This is a genomic window from Bradyrhizobium sp. ma5 (genome assembly GCF_042258955.1).
Lineage (GTDB): Bacteria > Pseudomonadota > Alphaproteobacteria > Rhizobiales > Xanthobacteraceae > Bradyrhizobium.
This window is the reverse complement of sequence record NZ_CP170156.1, coordinates 5,780,399-5,796,997: the sequence shown is the minus strand read 5'-3', so window position 1 is coordinate 5,796,997 and position 16,599 is coordinate 5,780,399. Positions and strand designations below refer to the sequence as shown.

General features: G+C 61.0%; 15 protein-coding genes. 8 read left to right on the top strand and 7 right to left on the bottom strand.

What is annotated here, in order from left to right:
• The first annotated feature begins 91 nt into the window (after positions 1 to 91).
• Together ACE103_RS27150 and ACE103_RS27145 are read left to right on the top strand one after the other, a co-directional pair.
• Positions 92 to 1,015 (top strand): formylglycine-generating enzyme family protein, encoded by a 924-nt coding sequence (locus tag ACE103_RS27150; protein ID WP_375775566.1) that lies wholly within the window; start codon positions 92 to 94, stop codon positions 1,013 to 1,015.
• Positions 1,012 to 2,727 (top strand): arylsulfatase, encoded by a 1,716-nt coding sequence (locus ACE103_RS27145; protein ID WP_375775565.1) that lies wholly within the window; start codon positions 1,012 to 1,014, stop codon positions 2,725 to 2,727. The genes ACE103_RS27150 and ACE103_RS27145 overlap by 4 nt, the downstream gene beginning before the upstream one ends.
• A 250-nt stretch (positions 2,728 to 2,977) precedes the next feature.
• Here ACE103_RS27145 and ACE103_RS27140 read toward each other — a convergent pair whose 3' ends face one another.
• The gene (locus tag ACE103_RS27140; RefSeq protein ID WP_375775564.1) at positions 2,978 to 3,394 is read right to left on the bottom strand and encodes a hypothetical protein; all 417 of its coding nucleotides are present in this window, start codon (positions 3,392 to 3,394) and stop codon (positions 2,978 to 2,980) included.
• Positions 3,395 to 3,836: 442 nt separating this feature from the next.
• Between ACE103_RS27140 and ACE103_RS27135 the strand changes: the two genes are divergently transcribed.
• Both ACE103_RS27135 and ACE103_RS27130 read left to right on the top strand, forming a co-directional pair.
• Positions 3,837 to 6,332 (top strand): arylsulfatase, encoded by a 2,496-nt coding sequence (locus ACE103_RS27135; RefSeq protein WP_375781189.1) that lies wholly within the window; start codon positions 3,837 to 3,839, stop codon positions 6,330 to 6,332.
• A gap of 257 nt (positions 6,333 to 6,589) precedes the next feature.
• Positions 6,590 to 7,888 (top strand): TAXI family TRAP transporter solute-binding subunit, encoded by a 1,299-nt coding sequence (locus ACE103_RS27130; protein ID WP_375775563.1) that lies wholly within the window; start codon positions 6,590 to 6,592, stop codon positions 7,886 to 7,888.
• A gap of 202 nt (positions 7,889 to 8,090) precedes the next feature.
• On the opposite strand, the gene ACE103_RS27125 is transcribed toward ACE103_RS27130, so the two are convergent.
• The 3 genes from ACE103_RS27125 to ACE103_RS27115 all read right to left on the bottom strand — a co-directional run bounded on the left by ACE103_RS27125 (position 8,091) and on the right by ACE103_RS27115 (position 11,363).
• The gene (locus ACE103_RS27125) at positions 8,091 to 9,275 is read right to left on the bottom strand and encodes an acyltransferase (RefSeq protein WP_375775562.1); all 1,185 of its coding nucleotides are present in this window, start codon (positions 9,273 to 9,275) and stop codon (positions 8,091 to 8,093) included.
• Between the two features lie 425 nt (positions 9,276 to 9,700).
• Positions 9,701 to 10,678 (bottom strand): Bug family tripartite tricarboxylate transporter substrate binding protein, encoded by a 978-nt coding sequence (locus ACE103_RS27120; protein ID WP_375775561.1) that lies wholly within the window; start codon positions 10,676 to 10,678, stop codon positions 9,701 to 9,703.
• Positions 10,679 to 10,883: 205 nt separating this feature from the next.
• Positions 10,884 to 11,363: a hypothetical protein gene (locus tag ACE103_RS27115; RefSeq protein WP_223970316.1), complete on the bottom strand. Its 480-nt coding sequence runs from the start codon at positions 11,361 to 11,363 to the stop codon at positions 10,884 to 10,886.
• A 286-nt stretch (positions 11,364 to 11,649) separates the two neighbouring features.
• Here ACE103_RS27115 and ACE103_RS27110 point away from each other — a divergent pair, with 286 nt between their 5' ends.
• Positions 11,650 to 11,943 carry an HdeA/HdeB family chaperone gene (locus ACE103_RS27110; protein ID WP_223970317.1) on the top strand — a complete coding sequence of 98 codons (294 nt, stop codon included), beginning with the start codon at positions 11,650 to 11,652 and terminating at the stop codon, positions 11,941 to 11,943.
• 375 nt (positions 11,944 to 12,318) lie between these two features.
• Here ACE103_RS27110 and ACE103_RS27105 read toward each other — a convergent pair whose 3' ends face one another.
• Both ACE103_RS27105 and ACE103_RS27100 read right to left on the bottom strand, forming a co-directional pair.
• The gene (locus tag ACE103_RS27105) at positions 12,319 to 12,780 is read right to left on the bottom strand and encodes a PaaI family thioesterase (protein ID WP_375775560.1); all 462 of its coding nucleotides are present in this window, start codon (positions 12,778 to 12,780) and stop codon (positions 12,319 to 12,321) included.
• Positions 12,781 to 12,825: 45 nt separating this feature from the next.
• A complete protein-coding gene (locus tag ACE103_RS27100) occupies positions 12,826 to 14,301 on the bottom strand; it encodes an amidase (RefSeq protein WP_375775559.1) in 1,476 nt (491 codons plus the stop codon).
• A 195-nt stretch (positions 14,302 to 14,496) separates the two neighbouring features.
• Here ACE103_RS27100 and ACE103_RS27095 point away from each other — a divergent pair, with 195 nt between their 5' ends.
• The 3 genes from ACE103_RS27095 (at position 14,497) to ACE103_RS27085 (ending at position 15,355) form a co-directional block, all read left to right on the top strand.
• The gene (locus ACE103_RS27095; RefSeq protein ID WP_298377343.1) at positions 14,497 to 14,628 is read left to right on the top strand and encodes a peptidylprolyl isomerase; all 132 of its coding nucleotides are present in this window, start codon (positions 14,497 to 14,499) and stop codon (positions 14,626 to 14,628) included.
• Positions 14,629 to 14,716: 88 nt separating this feature from the next.
• Entirely contained in the window at positions 14,717 to 15,025 is a 309-nt protein-coding gene (locus ACE103_RS27090) for a hypothetical protein (protein ID WP_375775558.1), read from the top strand.
• Positions 15,026 to 15,124: 99 nt separating this feature from the next.
• Positions 15,125 to 15,355, top strand: a complete 231-nt coding sequence (locus tag ACE103_RS27085) for a hypothetical protein (protein ID WP_223970324.1) — start codon at positions 15,125 to 15,127, stop codon at positions 15,353 to 15,355.
• 22 nt (positions 15,356 to 15,377) lie between these two features.
• Here ACE103_RS27085 and ACE103_RS27080 read toward each other — a convergent pair whose 3' ends face one another.
• Positions 15,378 to 15,584 carry a hypothetical protein gene (locus ACE103_RS27080; RefSeq protein WP_375775557.1) on the bottom strand — a complete coding sequence of 69 codons (207 nt, stop codon included), beginning with the start codon at positions 15,582 to 15,584 and terminating at the stop codon, positions 15,378 to 15,380.
• Positions 15,585 to 16,599 lie beyond the last annotated feature (1,015 nt).

The window sequence follows — 16,599 nt, the reverse complement described above, 5'->3', positions numbered from 1 at the left end:
AACCTTGAAACTCGTTCACTGCGGGCAGCCCATGCACGACGTTGGCGTTGCGGCAGGCGTGCCTTTGTCGGATGGGCCCGGCCAAAGGTGCATGATCTGGATCCCGGGCGGCACGTTCCGCATGGGCTCCGACAGGCACTATGCCGAAGAGGCGCCGGTCCATCGCGTCTCGGTGAGCGGCTTCTGGATGGATGCAACGCCGGTCACCAATCGCGATTTTCGCAAGTTCGTCAACGCAACAGGCTACGTGACACTCGCGGAGACGCGGCCTGACGCAAAGGACTATCCGGGCGCACTGCCGCACATGCTCAAGGCAGGCTCGCTGGTTTTCACGCCACCGAAGCATCCGGTCGATCTGCGCGACTGGTCACAATGGTGGAATTTCAAATTTGGCGCCAACTGGCGCCGGCCATACGGCCCCCGCAGTTCGATCAGCGGCCTCGACGATCATCCCGTGGTCCACATTGCCTATCGCGATGCTGAGGCCTACGCGGCGTGGGCTGGCAAGGACTTGCCGACCGAAGCCGAATGGGAGTTTGCCGCGCGCGGCGGACTCGACGGCGCGGAATTCGCATGGGGTGACGAGCAACTTCCCGGCGGCAGGCACATGGCGAATACCTGGCAGGGCAATTTCCCGTACCAGAATCTGGTGGCTGATGGCTTCGAACGCACCTCGCCCGTCACCGCATTCCCGGTCAATGGCTACGGCCTTCATGACATGATCGGCAATGTCTGGGAATGGACGGCCGATTGGTATTCACAGAGGCACGACGCAGACGCCCCGAAAGCCTGCTGCATCCCGCAAAATCCTCGCGGCGGGCCCGAGGGCGCGAGCTACGACTCTGGTCAGCCGAACCTCAGGATTCCGCGCAAGGTGCTTAAAGGCGGCTCGCATCTTTGCGCCCCCAGCTACTGCCGCCGCTATCGTCCGGCCGCGCGTCATGCCGAGCCGATCGACACCTCAGCAAGCCATGTCGGCTTCAGGTGCATCACCAGGAAGAGGATCACGTCATGAGTAACGATACGATTCCGGAAAAGCCTGAGATGAGCACGGGACCCACCAGCGCAGGATTGAAACGCCGCGATCTGTTGTTGAGCGGTAGTTCGCTCGTCGCCGCTTCAGCACTCTCTGCGGTTGGTGCGACAAGCTTCGCACAAGCGCAGCAACCAACGTCCGCCCCGGTGCCCGCGCCGGCCGGACAGCGGCCCAATATCGTCGTCATCATGGGCGACGATATCGGCATCTGGAATATCGGCGCCTACCACCGCGGTATGATGGCGGGCCGGACGCCGAACCTCGATCAGATCGCCGCCGAGGGCATGCTGTTCACCGATTACTACGCCGAGGCGAGTTGCACAGCGGGCCGCGCCAACTTCATCACGGGCGAGCTGCCGATCCGGACCGGCATGACCACGGTCGGCCAGGCCGGCGCACCCACAGGCATACCCGCGCAGGCCGTAACCATCGCTACCGCGCTGAAAGGAATGGGCTACGCCACCGGCCAGTTCGGCAAGAACCACCTTGGCGACAAAAACGAATTTCTGCCGACGGTGCACGGTTTCGACGAGTTCTTCGGCTACCTGTATCACCTCGATGCGATGGAAGATCCAGCGCATCCCGCCTATCCTCAGGAGTTGCTGAACACCGTCGGTCCACGCAACATGCTCCATTGTTATGCGACCAATGTCGACGACGCCACCGTGGATCCGCGCTGGGGCAAGGTCGGCAAACAGAAGATCGAGGACGCGGGCACGCTCTATCCCAAGCGGATGGAAACCGTGGACGACGAAATCCGCGACTTTGCGCTCAAGTTCATCGACAAGGCCAAGGCCGACAACAAGCCGTTCTTCCTGTGGCTCAATCCGACCCGCATGCACATCGTCACCCATCTGTCGCCGAAGTACGAAGCGCTGCGCAACTCCAAGAACGGCTGGACCATCCATGAGGCCGGCATGGCGCAGCTCGACGACGACGTCGGCATCGTGATGAAGAAACTCAAGGACATGGGCGTCGACGACAACACCATCGTGATCTTCACTACCGACAACGGCACCGAGGTATTCACCTGGCCTGATGGTGGACAGACGCCATTTGCGCAGAGCAAGGGCACGGTCTTGGAAGGCGGCTTCCGCGCGCCGGCGATGATCCGCTGGCCGGGCAAAGTGCCGGCGGGCAAGGTCGAGAACGGTATCATCTCCGGGCTGGACTGGTTTCCGACCCTCCTTGCGGCGGCCGGCAACACGAACATTGTCGAAGAGCTGAAGAAGGGCAAGCAGATCGGTGACACGACCTACAAATGTCATCTGGACGGCTATAACCAGATGGACATGATTACCGGCAAGGGGCCGTCGAACCGGCACGAAATCTGGTACTTCGGGGAAAGCGAGCTGGGTGCCGTGCGCATCGACGACTACAAGTATCGCTTCATCGACCAGCCTGGAGGCTGGCTGGGTGAAAAAACCAAGCCTGACGTGCCCTACCTGATTAACCTTCGCCTCGATCCTTTCGAGCGAACGGGATGGCCCGATAGCGGGACCAAATACGGCGCGCAACAATACTTCGACTGGTTCAAATTCGAATTCTGGCGCTTTGTGTTTGTTCAGCAGCAGGTGGAAAAGCTGGCGATGACGGCGATCGAGTTTCCGCCGATGCAGAAAGGCGCGAGTTTCAATCTCGATGCCGTGAAGGCGAAAATCGAGGCCGCCAGGACGGCGATGGCAAAATAACATGTATTCATGATCGGCAAGGTGGGGGCGGCCTCTAGGCCGCCCCGCGCAGCACCGGGGAAATGTCTCCTCCTGGCCCTGAGCGGCCGACCCGGCATATCCGCTCCATACCCGCTCCTTGGGGGTGAAGTGGAAGTGGACTTGATGAGCTTAACCCGAGTTCTTCCGGATCTGACCCGGATCGGAAGTCAAGCGCCTACGACGCTATGCTCCTAGGCTCCCACGGCCGGATCATTCATCCACGTCTTACTCAAGTCTTCCCCGCGGACGTCACATCGCAGCGAACATACTGCGTTTCCATTGGCACCGGCTTCTTGGAGCTGAGTGTGATGCTATTCTCTCCGGTGATTTTCACGTCAAATGGCACGTCTGAAACCGCGACGCCGTCAGAGCATGACGCAATCACTTGCAGATTCGCTCCGTCATCGTGCAACGATTTGACAGAGCATTTTTGAAATGTGCCGGTTATTTGCTTTCCCTGAACGATTAAACCGCCCGCGTGGAGATCAGCATCTTGCTTGAACGCGAGTTTGTTGTTCTTTTTGGTAAAGATCTGACTGCAGGCCGACGCGTCGCCGGTCCAAGCTCCGTTCAAATCCCCAGCCTGTGCTGAGGCGGATTGCGTAAGGAGAAGTGCTAACAGCACCAACGGATTGAAGGCTCTCATGAAACCCTCCTCAAATGGTCAATTGGCTACCGGAGTCCAACAAGAGAGAGCAGAGGTTGTCCCGCCGCAGCAAGTTTGCAATAACAAAAAGCGCATGCGATCTTGACCTAGATCAAGCTTTGTTAGCGGCATTCTGTCCCGGTAGTCGTCCAGAGTGGCGCCGCTTCGGCACTCCGTGCCGCGACATCAATTCAAGCAGCTCAGGCACAGCAAACGGCGGGTCAAAAGCCGGACATTCTGTTCAACGGGCTTTTGACCCGAAGCTGACGTTTCAGACCCGTGGGCGGAATGTTGATCTGGATCAACAGAAGCGTTGCTGCATTGTGTCGCAGATCGGCGCCGACAGGGTTCTGACCTCTCCAAGAGGGAACTTCCAATGTCCCGCATCCGTCAGAATGGCGATAGCTTAAAGCCAGACAGCCGCTTACTAAACCGTCGCAACATGCTGCTTTGCGGCACCACACTCACCGCCGCTTATTTGCTGTGCGCGCTGGGAACAACCAGCCTCGCGCAGCAAACCACCGGCACGCCGGGCTCACCCGGCGCCACCACGACGATCGATGGAAAGTATCTTCCGCCGCCACCGTCAAAGTTCGGCGGTGACATCAATCTACAGGCCAGCCAGTCAAAACCGTATTGGCCCGCCCGAGTGGTGCCGCCCAAGGATGCACCCAACGTTCTCCTGATCATGACCGACGACCAAGGCTATGGAGTTTCTGGGACGTTCGGCGGCGTCATCCCGACACCTGCGATGGATCGCATTGCGCAGATGGGGCTGCGCTACACTCAGTTCCATTCCACAGCATTATGCTCGCCGACGCGGGCAGCGCTGATCACTGGCCGTAACCACCACTCGGTGGGGTTTGGCGTCATTTCTGAGCAATCGACGGGCTATCCGGGTTACGACAGCATTATTGGACCGGAGAACGCCACCATTGGCACGATCCTGAAGCAGAACGGCTACGCCACGTCCTGGTTCGGCAAGAACCACAACACGCCCAGCTATCAGTATAGCTCGGCCGGTCCCTTCGACCAGTGGCCAATCGGCATGGGCTTCGACTATTTCTACGGCTTCATGGGCGGCGAGACCGACCAGTGGACGCCGTATCTGTTCCAGAACACGACGCAGGTTTTCCCCTGGGTCGGAAAGCCCGGCTACAATCTGACTACGGACCTGGCCGATGATGCGATTGCCCACTTGCGGCAGCTCAATGCCGCCGCCCCCGATCAGCCGTTCTTCGTCTACTACGTGCCCGGTGGCACCCATTCGCCGCATCAGCCGACCAAGGAATGGATCGACAAGTTCAAGGGCAAGTTCGACATGGGCTGGAACGCCCTGCGTGACCAGATTTTCGCCAATCAAAAGCGGCTTGGCGTCATTCCTGGGAACACCCAGCTCACAGCCTGGCCGGACGTCCTGCAGAAGTGGGAGACTTTGACGGCCGATGAAAAGAAGCTTTTTGCAAGGCAGGCTGAAGTGTTCGCCGGTTATGTCGCCTACACCGACCATGAGATCGGCCGCGTGATCCAGGAAGTCCAGGACGAAGGTAAGCTCGACAACACACTGATCATCTATATCAGTGGTGACAACGGCACGAGTCCTGAAGGCACAGCGCGCGGGACGCCGAACCAATATACCGCTTACAACGGCATATTGGATCTTCCGATTGCCGAGCAGTTGAAGGTCTATGACGCCTGGGGCTCGGCGGTTACATACCCGCACATGGCGGTGGCCTGGTCATGGGCCTTCGACACGCCGTTCAAATGGACGAAAGAGGTGGCGTCGCACTTCGGCGGCACCCGGCAGGGCATGGCGATCTGCTGGCCGAACCGCATCAAGGATGCCGGCGGCATCCGCACCCAGTTCCACCACATGATCGACATCGTGCCGACCATCCTTGAGGCAACCGGCATTCCCGCGCCGGTGATGGTCAACGGCATCGCACAGAAGCCGATCGAAGGGGTGGGTATGGCGTACACCTTTGACAAGGCGAACACCAACGTTCCGTCCGCGCGCACGACGCAGTATTTCGAGATGTTCGCCAACCGCGCGATCTATCACGACAGCTGGATCGCGGCGACAACACCGCCCGCACCGCCATGGCTCATGGGCACCGCCAAGCTGCCGGAGGACGTGGTCAATGGCTACAAGTGGGAACTCTACAACATCGCTGAGGACTACTCGGAGAGCAACGACCTCGCCGGAAGTATGCCTGACAAGCTGCGCGAGTTGCAGGAGCTATTCATGGTAGAGGCGACGAAGTACAATGTGTTTCCGCTGGACAACTCGGTCCTTGCGCGCGTCATCGCACCAAGGCCCAGCGCGACCGCCGGTCGGAACATTTTCACCTATTCGGGTGAGGTGGCGGGTATCCCCACAAGCGATGCGCCCAGCATCCTGAACAGGTCCTTTACGATCACCGCCGAAGTGGACGTTCCGAGCCGTGCAGGCGCTACCGTTGGGAATACGAGCCCACAGGGCAGCAGCGAAGGGATGATCGTCACCCTCGGCGGCCGTTTCGGTGGCTATGGCCTGTATCTGCTCAAGGGCAAGCCGGTTTTCGTCTATAACTTCGCCGACCTCGAACGCTTCCGCTGGGAAGGCAAGGATGCGCTCACGCCGGGCAAACACACCATCGTGTTCGACTTTAAATACGATGGACCCGGCTTCGGCAAGGGCGGCACAGGCGTGCTGAAGGTGGACGATAACGAGGCTGCGACCAGCAAAGTCCCGCACACCCTTCCATTCATCATGTCAATTGACGAAACCTTCGATGTGGGTGTCGATACCCGTACCCCCGTTGACGACAAGGACTATCAGGTGCCCTTCCGCTTTACGGGCAACCTTGACAACCTCACCTTCAAGGTCGGCCCGGTGCAACTCACCAGCGAGGAGCATCAGGTCATTCGACACGCGCGCGCTGGCGCGAACAACTGATGCCTCAGCACTCCGGCCGGGCGTCCCTTCCTCGGGAGCCCCGCCGGACGTGGGCCTGCCGAGGTCCAGCAAAATCCATCGAACTTCGCACGGCGTGTCATCTCAGCTTCTGGCCCTGAGCGGCCGACCCGGCATGTCCGATCCTTGGGGGTGAAGTGGACTTGATATGCTTAACCCGAGTTACGCAGCGTACCCCCGGTCGGTAATATCCCACGTTCAGCGCGTTGGGGCTGGCATGAATATCGAGGGACGATTTCATGGCTGCCAAGGAATTTCTGCGAAACAATTGGCCTACGATCACGATCGGTGTGACCGCCGCCGCGATCGCGTTGGCGGCTATTGTGATGCTGATCAATATGCCCCCACGTACGGTCGTCATGGCGACCGGTCCCGAGGGAGGCGCCTACCAAGAGTTTGGTAAGCGCTATCGCGCGGAACTCGCGAAGGAAGGCGTAGAGGTGCGACTGATGCCGACTGCAGGTTCGCCCGAAAACCGGGCGCTGCTGCTCGACCAGCATTCGGGAGTAAGCGTCGCGCTGATCCAGGGTGGCACTATGAGCCAGGAAGATGGTTCGAAGCTTGCCTCACTCGGAACGCTCTACTACGAGCCCTTGTGGTGGTTCCGCAGGCGCGAGATCCAAGTTGATGGAGCCGCTTATCTCGTGGGCAAGAGACTGTCGATTGGGCCCGAGGGCAGCGGGACTCGAGCGCTATCGCTCGAATACTTCAAAATCCTCGGATTTGACCAGCAGGTCGGTGAATGGCTAGCCCTGCCTACGCAAACTGCTGGAGAAAGTCTCTTGGCCGGTCAGATCGATGCAGTATCGATGGTGGCTGCATGGGACGCACCCGAGGTGCAGCAACTTCTCGGCGACGAGCGCGTCACCCTCACGGGTTATCGGCGCTTGAATGCCCTTATCGCGCGCCTTCCATTTTTGAGCAAGGTGGTGGTGCCAAGGGGAGTCAGAGACCTAGCAAAGGATCTGCCGCCAACGGATGTGACCTTGATCGCAGTGAAGGCCAACTTGATAGTGCGAAACGATCTGCATTCGGCCCTTCAGTACCTGCTGCTCGACGCGGCGGAGCATATCCACTCGTCACCGAGTATTTTTCAACGCGCCAATGAATTTCCCGCTGGCGAAGCCGTCGATGTTCCACTGAGCAACGAGGCGCTGCGATTCTACAAATCGGGGCGGCCTTTCCTGCACGATTATCTTCCGTTCTGGGTCGCGGAGCTGACTGGCAAGCTGTTTATCCTACTCATTCCGATCCTGGGCGTGCTTTACCCAATGACGCAATATCTGCCTCGCCTATATGACTGGGCGATGCGATCGAAGGTATTGCGCATGTACGGAGAACTGCGGTTTCTGGAAGATGAGATCGCGGACGCCCGACGCACCAAGCGTGATACGAGTGAAATGATCTTCCAGCTCAATGGCCTCAAGGAGCAAGCAAACCGACTAAAGGTTCCGATTGCTTATGCGGATATGCTGTACTCTCTGCGAGCTCATATCGACCTCGCACACGAAAAAGTACGCCGACAATTAGCTGAATAACCGGCGGGTCCAATCCGATGTCGGCGATCCAGCGGGATAGGAGGCGGGAATACTGACGGGTCGTCATGTGTCCAGTCCAATTCGAGCGATGAGAGGGCTGATTTTGACCCGTAGCGGAAGTGAGGCGGGCAGGCTGGGCATCCGCCTGATCGCCGCGCCCCGAACGGAGAACGCCGCGGTGCGACGCAAGATCGCGGCGTCGCTACAGCACGTATTTGGCGCCCGGCAGCTTGCGCAGCATGGCCGTGGCGGCCCAGCTCAACGCCACGGTGCCGAAGAACACGATCGCGGCCTTGGCGATCGCCGGCAGGTCGAAATCGAACAGCCAGTATTGCAGCCACAGCACGATCGGATAGTGCACCAGGAACATGCCGTAGGCGTCGCCCTGCATGCGGTCGAGCAGCGTCGGGCCCGACGATTTCGATTGCAGGAAGTAGGCCAGGATCGCGAACAGGATCGAGGCACTGAACAGCACGAAGAACGTGCCATAGATCGAAAGATACCAGCCCGGCAGCGGATTGGGGTTACCGATGATCTCGCGCTTGATGTAGATCATCACCCACATCAGGCCGTAGGGGATCACGGTGATGCCGGTCCAGAACCAGCGCCGCTCGGTCAGCCGTCCGTGCGCGCTGAGCAGGCCGCTCTCGAAGTTTGCGGCACCGATGCCTGCGCCGACGAAGAAATAGGCCGCATACAGCAGCACGCGGCTGGCCTGCACCGAAAACGGTCCGAACTCGAACCAATAGTACGGACCGTAACGGACCAGCAACGGCACGTAGACGGTGGCACTGACGACGACGAGAAACAGCCAGAACTTCCAAGGATGATCAAATCCCTTGATCGACAGCCGGTTGATCGGCTCGAGCAGACGCGACGACACCCGGTATAGCAGGCTTGCCGTCAGGTCGAAGGTCATCAGGACATAGACGAACCAGATCGGCCCGCTCGGCCAAGGCCCGAAAATCATGGTCTTCCGCCAGAATTCGGAGAAGGTCAGCTCCGGCGTCTCGCGCAGCGCGATCGCGTAATAGGCGATGGGAATGACGGTGACCGCACAGATCACAAACGGCAGGCCGAGCCGCAGCAGCCGGTCGCGCAGGAAGATCAGCCACGGCTTGTGGCCGAGCCCGGGCCAGACGAACAACCCGGACAGGAAGAAGAACATCGCCATGAAGAAGCTGTCGGTGGCGAGCACGACGCAGTCGAAGCCGATCCACGATGTCGGGTCGGTGTGCCCGAAATGGGTGTAGGGGATCACGGCGTGATGCAGCAGCACGACCAGCGTCAGGAAGGTGCGCGCACGGTCCAGCGCGACATTGCGCTTGTGGAGCTTCGGTGCTGCCTGGACGTCGACGGCCGGAGCCGCGTGAGCAATTGACTTCATGGCACCCCCGCCGGGGTATGCAGCTCATAGTGCAGTCGAGAACCCGATTAGCAAGGCCAATTGCTCGCTAGATTAGACCCCGAACCAACATTTTACCATCCACTCCTCCTCGTCCCTGGTTGTCAGGCTGCGAGAGAGACCCAAGCAGGATATGTACTTTGTGCCATTGCAGCTCAGACGGCTCCCTCTGTAAGTCAGACTGTATGTCCCAAAGGGACGCCTCAATAGAAGCAATCCCGGCCTCTTCGATCCCGATCACACGGCAGGAAACTTGAAATTGAGGCCCGTCTCATGCGCGGTGCTATTCCAATTGCTGCGATGTCGGCTTCTGGCCCCAAGCAGACCTGAGGCCGGCGCGGATAGACGTCAGCTTTTGACCCAAAGCTGACATCCCGCGTGGGTGACGGGCACCGCAGTGAGCAGGATCAGTCTACCTGCAAACCGGCATCCTTGATTGGACCTTCCCAGCGTGTGATCTCCTCAACCACGTAGTTGGCGAGGTATTCCGGCCCACGCCGCTCGGGGGCAACGCCGACTACGCCGATGTCGTTAAATCGTGCCCTGATCGCAGGCGTATCCATTGCCGCATGGGTTGCCTCGTTGAGCTTGACCACAATGTCCTTCGGCGCGCCTTTTGGCAGGAAGAAAGCCGTCCAAGTCACGACATCGACATTGATACCCTGCTCGTGCGCCGTCGCAAGTTCGGGCATCAGCGGCGTGCGCTCGCGAGACAACAGCGCGAGAGGCTTCGATTGCTTTGCGGCCGCACGCACAACAGAAGTCCCCATGTTGCCGCACATGTAATCGATCTGGCCGCCGATTAGGTCGTTGGCGACTGGGCCGCCGCCACGATAGGGAACGTGAGTTACCTCGACGCCGATCCTCGCGTTGAGCAGCGCACAAGCAAGATGCGTGGTCGATCCGACGCCTGCCGAGCCGTACTGCATCTTCGTGCCGTTCTGTTTAAGCAGCGCGATAAACTCTGTGAGGTTGTTGGCAGGTAGATCCTTGCGGCCTTCGAGTACCATCGGCTGGTCAGAAAAGAGAGTGACAGGGGTGAAGTCGCTCACCGCATCATAGCGGCGTTTCCGGTATATCGATTGGTTATAGGCGTGGGTGCCGACAGTCCCGAGCAGTACCGTATAGCCGTCCGGCTTGCCATTGATCACGCGTTGGACGCCGATGATGCCCCCTGCGCCAGTTACGTTCTCGACGATTACCGATTGGCCGAGCAGTTCGCTCATCCGCGCTCCGATAATACGTGCGATGGTATCGAATACGCCACCGGCCGCGTAGGGTACCACCATGGTGATGGAGCGCGCCGGATAGGACTGGGCCTCCGCCGCCGCCGACCAGGCCGCCGCTCCGGCAGCCACCAGCAACACAAGACACTGTCGCATCATGCATCACTCCCGGTCTTGGAAAGCTCCGAGCGGTAGAAACTAGCGTATTTTGCACCGCGACACATCTAACAACGGAGCTTGCCGCCGGAAATGTCAGCTCGCGGCCTCGGAAGCGCCGTGCTGGCTACCGAAAGTCCGGTGTCGGGGAGTGAAGCGGACCTCACAGCTGCGCGGTCCGATTTCCGAGTTCGACCCATAGCCGAAGTTACAGAACGTCGGTTTCAGCACGCCCACGGACCGCAACATACCAGTAGGTGGCGCCTGAGATTAGCCCGGCGCAAACGAACGGCCAAAGTATGCGATCGGGCCATGGCGTCATCAAGCCTTGCCCCAGCCAACCGATCGCCGCGCCGGCCATGACGAATACCCCAACAAACCGGATCCGAAGACCTTCCGTTATCCAAATGACAAGGGCGGCCGGAATAGCTGAAATCAGGGCTATGAACGCCAAGTGTAACAGGCTTAGCACGAAGCCAGCGGTCAAACTGGCGGCGGTGAGTCCATCAGGATGATAGATTTGGTTTGCAAGCCCGACCACGAAAAGGGACGCGGCCGCCGCTAAGCAACTCACCAGCCAACCCTTTAGAACTAACGCGAGCGATTGGTCTCTCATCGACTTACCGTCCAGCCCAACATTTAAGGATCGATTACCGCGCAATGTTGCCTTCTGGCCCTGGGCGGACATTCCCCAAAGCATCGCCGATGTCGGCTTTTGAGAGCGACACGGACTTCGCTATCTCCGCTCGCATACACTGGATTTTGAGTACACGCCCTGTTCTCATCGCGCTTTAGCGCGGCGCCGTCACAAATCAGAAACGCGAATTCTCAATCCGTGCACCGAAACGACGTGCGGGCATGCGCGCACGATGTCATGCTTGCGTTCGCCGCGACGCTTCGCTTACGAGGTCGGGAGCGGACGCATTGGGCTTCCAGCGCCTGTTCACTTCAGATCATTGCCCATGGAGATTGCGATGAAGATCACTGCCTCGATCATGCTTGCCGCCGCACTCGCGCTGTCGTCCGCGCCGGCCAATGCCACCGTCCTCGATCTCTCGACCATGACCTGCAAGCAGTTCGTCGAAGGCGGCGACGACACCATCAAGATGGTGCTGGTCTGGATGGACGGCTGGTACAAGGGCGATTCCGACGAGGCGATCATCGACACTGACGTGTTCGTCGAGAACGCCAAGAAGTTTGGCACCTATTGCGGGAAGAACCCGACCATCAGCATCGTCAACGCCGCCGAGGCCGTGCTCGGCAAGTAAACCTGCCACGCAAGCTCCTCGTGGAGCGTGAGCCTCGAAGGATCGACGGCCTTCAGCCGGGCCGATTCATCCTTCGAGACGCGCGCGAGAGCGCGCTCCTCCAGCGACAAAGACGAGGCCTTTGCGCGGGGATGACGGTGATGGGTGTTGCGGCTGTTTGATTCAACTGTCAAACAGCTGACTCAGTGTCATCACCCGCGCATGCGGGTGATCCAGTATTCCAGAGACGGTCGCGCTTGAGCCGATAGGCCGCGGCGTACTGGGTCGCCCGGTCCATGTGCGCAATTGCGCACAGGCCGGGCGACGACAATAGTGCATGAGGGCAAAGCGTCATATCCTCTCAGGCCGACGTGACACGCTCTTGATGCAAGAGTCTTATCCCGGCAGCATCGCGAATGCGCTCGACACCATCGCCACCGGCTTGTTGTCGGTGGCGGAGGATAGCGTGACGCGGCCGAAGCTCATGGTGCGGCCGAGCCGGACCACGCGCGCGTCGGCCAGCACATCGGAGGCGGTCGCCGCGCGCATGAAATGCGTGGTCTGGTCGACCGTCGTCATCGGACGATAGCCCTTGTTTGCGGCGAGATTGGCCAGCACCATCGCGGTGTCGGCGAACGCCATCAGCGCCTGGCCGCAGACGATGCCGCCCTGGCGGCACAGCCGCTCGGAGAACGGCATGCGCAGCACGGCGCCGGGCTGCCAGTCGGCATCGCCGCCGGCGGGCGGCGCGATGTCGAACTGCTCGATCGACAGATTGAGGTCCCGCACCCATGGCGCAAAGACGTCGCCGAGCACACGTTTCGCGTCGTCGATCCCGAATTCACCGGCCTGCTGCATGACGTTCCGTTCCCTCCGCTGATGTTCTTGTTTGCTGTTTATTGCCTAGTTGCGCGTGACGTGCACGCGCGGCGTCTTGCCGTCATTCCATTTGCCGTCGATCGCCCGTTCGATCTGGGCGGCGAGCTGCAGCAGCAGGCCGTCATCGGCCTGCTTGCCGATCGCCTGGATGCCGAGCGGCAGGCCGTGCTCGTTGGTCGCGAGCGGCAGCGAGATCGCCGGGATGCCGCAGAGATTGGCGAGCGGAGTGAAGGCAAAGTTGCGCCAGAGATTGCCGAACCAGTCCAGCACCGACGGGTTGTCGCTGATGGTGAGATATTCCGTCGTGCCGATCTTCGGGGTCGGCAGCGCGGTGATCGGCGTCAGGATGATGTCCCAATCCTCGAAGAAGGCGCCGAAGTCGCGCGCCGTCGTGTTGAACACAGCCTGCATGCGGGCGCGGTCGGCGAAGCTAAAGTCGCGGCCGTGCTCCCAGATGCGGATGTTGATCGGCTCGATCAGGTCCGCCGGCGGCCGCGTCAGTCCGCGTGCCGCGAGCATGTTGCCGATCACGACGGCGAAATTGCTGATGTAGCAGGTGGTCTGCGCCGCGAAGGCTTCCGCGTAGTCGATCGACGGCAGGGCGTAGTCGACCTGATGGCCGAGGCCCTCGAGGAAGCGGCCGACCCGCTCGAACTCGGCTGCGATGTGCGGTGTCGCGCGATAGTCGCCCCAGGTGTGCGACAGCGCGATTCTGAGCCGGCCGGGGTCGCGCGCGATCATCGCGGTATAAGGCTCCGGCGGTGTCCAGAACGGCATGAACTCGCCAGGCGCCGGGCCACGGCAGGCATCGACGAAGGCTGCGGTGTCGCGCACCGAGCGCGACTGGCAGCCCTGGATCGAGACGAGGCCGGTGAGATCGGACAGATGCGGCGCGAGCGAGAACACGCCGCGCGACACTTTCAGCCCGATATTGCCGTTGACGCCGGCGGGGATCCGGATCGAGCCGCCGCCGTCGGTCGCATGCGCGATCGGAACGGCGCCCGCGGCAACCATCGCCGCGCTGCCGGCCGACGAGCCGCAGGTGGTGTAGTCGGTGTTCCAGGGATTGCGCGTGACATAGACTGCGGGGTTCTCGGCCGAGCTGCAGACCCCGAACTCCGGCGTGGTGGTGCGGCCGATCAGGTTAAGACCGGCCTTGCGCAGCTTCGTCGTCAGGAAGGTGTCGGCCGCGGCGCGGTTGCCGCGCATCATCAGCGAGCCCATCTCCTGCAGCCGGCCCTTCAGCGTGGGGCCGAGATCCTTCATCAGGAAGGGCAGGCCGGCGAACGGGCCGTTGAGATCGGCGCCGTCGCGCGCGGGATCGGCGATCACGTCGTCGAACAGCTCGACCACGCCGGAGAGCGCGGGATCGACCTTGGCTGTGGCGGCGGCAGTCTGTGCCGCGAGCTCCCGCGGCGTCAGCTCGCCGTTCCGGACGCACTCGGCGAGCGCCGTCCCGTCATGCCGCGTCCATTCGTCCCAGCTCATCGCCAAAGTCATTTCGATTCCTTTTCTGCTTTGTTGCGCAGTGTAGTTTGGGGGGCTGCCCGGTCAAACCCATCGCGCGACCGCTGCGCTCCGACGCGGCCCGCGCTGCTGTCCGACGCGCTTGCGCTGCGCTGCAAGCGCCGTGCCCGGCTTGAAAATGCCCCAGTTTTGGCGCCCAATTGCCCCTCGTCAGTGGTGGGGGCGTACATGTTCCGCAGGTTGGTATTGCTGGGCGGCGTGATCGCGATCGGGCTTGCGCTCGGTAGCTGCACGCGATGCGGTCCGATCTGGGACGACTGGATGCAGTCGCCGAAATCCTGCAAGTCAGACCACCTCTAGGGCAGGGCAGGTACGCTTGTCATGGCCACGCTTGGCGGCGGCTTTCTTGGGGTGATATACCGCTGACGAAAATGCAAGGAGCGTTCTTATGAGAGTTTTGAGCGCAGTTGCGGTTGCGGTGCTGCTGTCGGCGCCGGCCTATGCGCAAATGCCGAACGTCAATCTGATGCCTGAGGTCAAGACCAAGACCCAGGACGAGAAGGATCGGGACGCGGTCAACGACCGGGCCTACAAGGACTCGCTGAGCAAGATTCCGGACGCCAAGGGATCGTCCGATCCCTGGGGCGCGGTGCGCAGCGATGTGCCGCCGAAGGCGGCAGCCCATCCTCCCGCCAAGCCGAAGACCAAGACCGGAAGCTCGGCGCAGCCCGGAAGCTCCGCGCAGCGCAGCCAGTAAGCCCCGTTCCTGCCGGCCTCGCCGGCTTCCCGCAGACTCGGATTCTTGTGGCGCCGCCCCTATATTGGGGGCGTCGTCAGTTGGTCTGGAGTTGCGGCAATGGTGTTGCGTCCGCGCGATCTCGCCAGCCGGATGGCCGCACGGCGCAAGCCGGATGACGGCTATCTGCGCGAGACCTTCAGCCTGCCGCGCGATCAAGCCCGCCTGCGGGCGCGCGACTTTCTCAAACGCTACCCGAAGGCCGCCTATATGAGCGCGGTCGAGAGCTGGCGCGAGCTGCCCGGCGGCGACATCGAGTTCACGATGCGGCGGCTGGCAAGCGCGGACTGAAGCCTGCCGGACGGACTGCGCCTCAGTCCTGATCGCGGTGCCCGCGGCTCCGTCCGAGCCCGAGATTGTTCAGCTCGCGGTCGATCCGCAGCTGCACGCGGCGGATCGCCAACAGGTCGAGTTTTGCTTCGGTCTTGCCCGTGAAGGCCCGATCGCCGATCTGGAAACGCCATTTCCAGACGCCGGGCATGAGCTGCGTGACGCTGAATTCGACGCCCTTGTGGATCATCTGGAACGGTTCCGCGAATGGATGGCGGTCGTCGATATTTAAATCAAAGGTTGTAGCAATGATTAACACCCGTCCAAGGATGAAGTGAACTGTCGCGCCCGTTCGGACGTCGTTGTGGATCCCGAAGGGGATCCGTTCGGCGGCGGCGCCGCCTTGCCTCGCGACACGCTATCGGTGCGCTGGGCCGGACTAGCCAATGTTACGAACACTGGCGGAACCCGAGTCTGCCCGTGAAGGCTACGTAGTTTTTGGGGGCGTCAGGAGGGGTACCAAGGTAGTATGCAGATTGTGCCAATCGTGATCCGGCCTCGCCAAATCCTTCGGTAACTCGTTGATTATGCGCTGCAGTTGGGACGAGGGCAGTGCCGCCTGCTCGCGGAACTTTGTTCTGCCCCGGAGAACTACGGATCGCGCCGCGCCACGGCCCAGACGCTTCGATAATGGCTCCGTCAGCGCGCTCGGATCCGCCACGGCTTCATTCGGGCCGATGCCTGACAGCACAACGCCGCCCGCTTGAAATGCTTGCGGACGGCGCTGGCCCTAGCCCCAGGAAGGTGTGCAAAATCCTGATAGCTGGAAGCCTATACAATTTGTGCCACAGGACATGTCCCAAATTGGCTATCACGGCGATCAATCCGGACCGCGCGGCCTCGGCGCTTCACCGCGTTGCCGTCGCCGTTGGCGCAGACGTCACGCAAAGGCGCGCCGGATAACTTGAACAAAGACCGCCGATTGAGGCGCCCTCGGGAGCCAGTTGAGACCGCCTGAACAAAGCCATGCCGCCCGTTTGAAAATCTTACAGGCGGCATAGGCCTTCCAGCCCGAGAGGGTACGAACAAAATCCCGGATATTCCACGTTTAGAGTGCGATGGCCTCTTTACCTGCGGAGCCTATCGGCTCCTCATATCGGCGCTCGCAAACCCGGCGACCGCAGCCAGTCGCTCAACTGTGAGGCGGTTTCGGCAAGACGCGCCTTGCGGATAAGGCGGGAGCGCTCGACGCCCGGGGGAGTTCC

Bases quoted from the DNA above. Each gene is read 5' to 3' on its own strand.
- ACE103_RS27105 (WP_375775560.1), bottom strand. From the start codon at position 12,780: ATGCAGCAGGCCGGTGAATTCGGGATCGACGACGCGAAACGTGTGCTC.
- ACE103_RS27115 (WP_223970316.1), bottom strand. From the start codon at position 11,363: ATGTCCGCCCAGGGCCAGAAGGCAACATTGCGCGGTAATCGATCCTTA.
- ACE103_RS27090 (WP_375775558.1), top strand. From the start codon at position 14,717: ATGAGAGTTTTGAGCGCAGTTGCGGTTGCGGTGCTGCTGTCGGCGCCG.
- ACE103_RS27120 (WP_375775561.1), bottom strand. From the start codon at position 10,678: ATGATGCGACAGTGTCTTGTGTTGCTGGTGGCTGCCGGAGCGGCGGCC.
- ACE103_RS27125 (WP_375775562.1), bottom strand. From the start codon at position 9,275: ATGAAGTCAATTGCTCACGCGGCTCCGGCCGTCGACGTCCAGGCAGCA.
- ACE103_RS27135 (WP_375781189.1), top strand. From the start codon at position 3,837: ATGCTGCTTTGCGGCACCACACTCACCGCCGCTTATTTGCTGTGCGCG.
- ACE103_RS27100 (WP_375775559.1), bottom strand. From the start codon at position 14,301: ATGACTTTGGCGATGAGCTGGGACGAATGGACGCGGCATGACGGGACG.
- ACE103_RS27095 (WP_298377343.1), top strand. From the start codon at position 14,497: ATGTTCCGCAGGTTGGTATTGCTGGGCGGCGTGATCGCGATCGGGCTT.
- ACE103_RS27085 (WP_223970324.1), top strand. From the start codon at position 15,125: ATGGTGTTGCGTCCGCGCGATCTCGCCAGCCGGATGGCCGCACGGCGC.
- ACE103_RS27080 (WP_375775557.1), bottom strand. From the start codon at position 15,584: ATGATCCACAAGGGCGTCGAATTCAGCGTCACGCAGCTCATGCCCGGC.
- ACE103_RS27150 (WP_375775566.1), top strand. From the start codon at position 92: ATGATCTGGATCCCGGGCGGCACGTTCCGCATGGGCTCCGACAGGCAC.
- ACE103_RS27110 (WP_223970317.1), top strand. From the start codon at position 11,650: ATGAAGATCACTGCCTCGATCATGCTTGCCGCCGCACTCGCGCTGTCG.
- ACE103_RS27130 (WP_375775563.1), top strand. From the start codon at position 6,590: ATGGCTGCCAAGGAATTTCTGCGAAACAATTGGCCTACGATCACGATC.
- ACE103_RS27140 (WP_375775564.1), bottom strand. From the start codon at position 3,394: ATGAGAGCCTTCAATCCGTTGGTGCTGTTAGCACTTCTCCTTACGCAA.
- ACE103_RS27145 (WP_375775565.1), top strand. From the start codon at position 1,012: ATGAGTAACGATACGATTCCGGAAAAGCCTGAGATGAGCACGGGACCC.